At 66.1% G+C, this 2,579-nt stretch carries 2 protein-coding genes; both read left to right on the top strand.

What is annotated here, in order from left to right; genetic code table 11:
• Positions 1-214, top strand: a 214-nt coding sequence (locus AC3FOF_RS44475) for a hypothetical protein (protein ID WP_488730309.1), incomplete at its 5' end; no start/stop codon positions are given.
• The gene (locus tag AC3FOF_RS44470) at positions 214-2,535 is read left to right on the top strand and encodes an NADP-dependent malic enzyme (RefSeq protein ID WP_488730308.1); all 2,322 of its coding nucleotides are present in this window, start codon (positions 214-216) and stop codon (positions 2,533-2,535) included. The genes AC3FOF_RS44475 and AC3FOF_RS44470, both read left to right, overlap by 1 nt.
• The last annotated feature ends 44 nt before the right edge of the window (positions 2,536-2,579 follow it).

The following is a 2,579-nucleotide window of genomic DNA, read 5'->3' as shown; positions in this document are numbered from 1 at the left end:
GAGCATTGCGATGTACGAGGTCTGTGCCGGTCTGCTCCGGGCACCGACGACAGGCATCGAGCAGGAGCGATTCGCTAATCTGCCGGCCGAGGATTTCGCGCCGATCTATTTTGGTTTACCGAAAGACGTGGGACGCGCGGCGCCGCCGATCTGCCCTTTACGACCGGAGCGGCCCTGGCGGGCGCTGGCCGGGCCACTTCCAGGAAGAGCATAATGACCAGCAAGACCGGCGGTGATGCACCGCAACACGCCCCCAACAGTCCTGAAGCGCAATTGCGCCTGGCCGCGCTGGAATACCACCGCAGCCCGACCAAGGGCAAGATCCAGGTAAACGCGACCAAGGCACTGTCCAACCAGCGCGACCTGTCCCTGGCCTACTCCCCGGGCGTGGCCTACGCCTGTGAAGAGATCGCCAAGGACCCGGCCATGGCGGCCGAGTACACCTCGCGCGGCAACCTTGTGGCGGTGATCACCAACGGTACCGCCGTGCTCGGCATGGGCGATATCGGTCCCCTGGCCGGCAAGCCGGTGATGGAAGGCAAGGGCTGCCTGTTCAAGAAATTCGCTGGCATCGACGTGTTCGACATCGAACTCGATGCGCGCGACCCGGACAAGATCGTCGAGATCGTGGCGGCGCTGGAGCCCACCCTGGGCGGCGTCAATCTCGAGGACATCAAAGCGCCCGAGTGCTTCTACATCGAGAAGAAGCTGCGCGAGCGCATGAACATTCCCGTCTTCCACGACGACCAGCACGGTACCGCCATCATCTCGGCGGCGGCGCTGCTCAATGGCCTGAAGGTGGTGGGCAAGGATATCGCCAAGGTCAAGCTGGCGGTATCGGGCGCCGGCGCGGCGGCCATCGCCTGCCTGGACACCATGGTGAGCCTGGGCGTGACCCGCACCAATATCTCGGTGGTGGATTCCAAGGGCGTGATCTATACCGGCCGCGACGCCAATATGGAGCCCAACAAGGCCCGCTACGCGCAGGAAACCTCGGCCCGCACCCTGGCCGACGTGGTCAACGGCGCCGACGTGTTCCTGGGCTGCTCGGCCGCCGGCGTGCTGACCGCCGAGATGGTCAAGACCATGGCCGACAAGCCCATCATCCTGGCGCTGGCCAACCCGGAACCGGAAATCCGCCCGGAAGTGGCCAAGGCCGCGCGTCCCGACTGCATCATCGCCACCGGCCGTTCGGACTACCCGAACCAGGTCAACAACGTGCTGTGCTTCCCATACATCTTCCGCGGCGCGCTCGATTGCGGCGCCACCAAGATTACGGAAGAGATGAAGCTGGCCTGCGTCAAGGCCATCGCCGAACTGGCTGAAGCCGAGCTGAACGACGCCGTTGCCGCTGCCTACGGCGGCCAGGAACTGAAGTTCGGTCCCGACTACATCATCCCGACGCCGTTCGACCAGCGCCTGATCGAGAAGATCGCGCCGGCCGTGGCCAAGGCCGCGGAAGAGTCCGGCGTGGCCACCCGTCCGATCAAGGACCTGGAAGCCTATCGCCAGCAGCTCACGCAATACGTCTATCACACCGGCCTGATCATGAAGCCGGTGTTCACGGCGGCCAAGGCCTCGCCCAAGCGCGTCGCCTACGCCGAGGGCGAGGAAGAACGTGTCCTGCGCGCGGTGCAGACCGTGGTCGACGAAGGCCTGGCGCGCCCGATCCTGATCGGCCGCCCGCACGTGATCCAGATGCGTATCGAGAAGGCTGGCCTGCGCCTGAAGGCGGGCGTGGACTTCGAGCTGATCAACCCGGAAGACGATCCGCGCTACCGCGCCTACCACGAGGCCTACCACGCGCTGCGCGGCCGCGACGGCGTCACGTCCGACATGGCCAAGGTGGCGCTGCGCCGCTCCAATACGCTGATCGGCACCATGCTGATGCATATGGGCGACGCCGACGCGCTGCTGTGCGGCACCGTGGGCCGCTTTGAAGCCCATCTGGAGCATGTGCGGGACGTGATCGGCCTGGCGCCGGGCGCCAAGGTGTTCGCGGCGATGAATGCGCTGATGCTCGAGAAGTACACGCTGTTCATCACCGACACCTTCGTCAACGACGATCCCACCGCCGAGGAACTGGCGGCCATCACGCAACTGGCCGCGGAGGAAATCGCCCGCTTCGGCCAGCACCCGAAGGTGGCGCTGATGTCGCACTCGATGTTCGGTTCGTCGAACCGGCCGTCGGCCAAGAAGATGCGAGCCGCCCAGGAGATCCTGGCGCGGGAGGCGCCGCACCTGGAAGTGGAAGGCGAGATGCAGGGCGACGCTGCCCTGGTCGAGGACGTGCGCCGCCACTTCCTGCCGGGCACCAAGCTGGCCGGCAGCGCCAACCTGCTGGTCATGCCGACCCTGGACGCAGCCAATATCGCCTTCAACCTGCTCAAGATCACGGGCGGGCAGGGCGTTACCATCGGCCCGATCCTGCTGGGCGCGGCCAAGCCGGTGCACATCCTCAACCCGCAGGCCACCACGCGCCGTATCGTCAATATGACGGCGGTAGCGGTGGCGGAGGCCAGCGCGGTGCGTTGATGCCGCCGCCCGGGTGCGCGCAGGCAGGCATGCCCCGTGCACTT

The organism is Cupriavidus sp. 96C5-1 (assembly GCF_057798855.1).
Note: the sequence above shows the minus strand (reverse complement) of the source record. Positions and strands in the feature narration are given on the sequence as shown.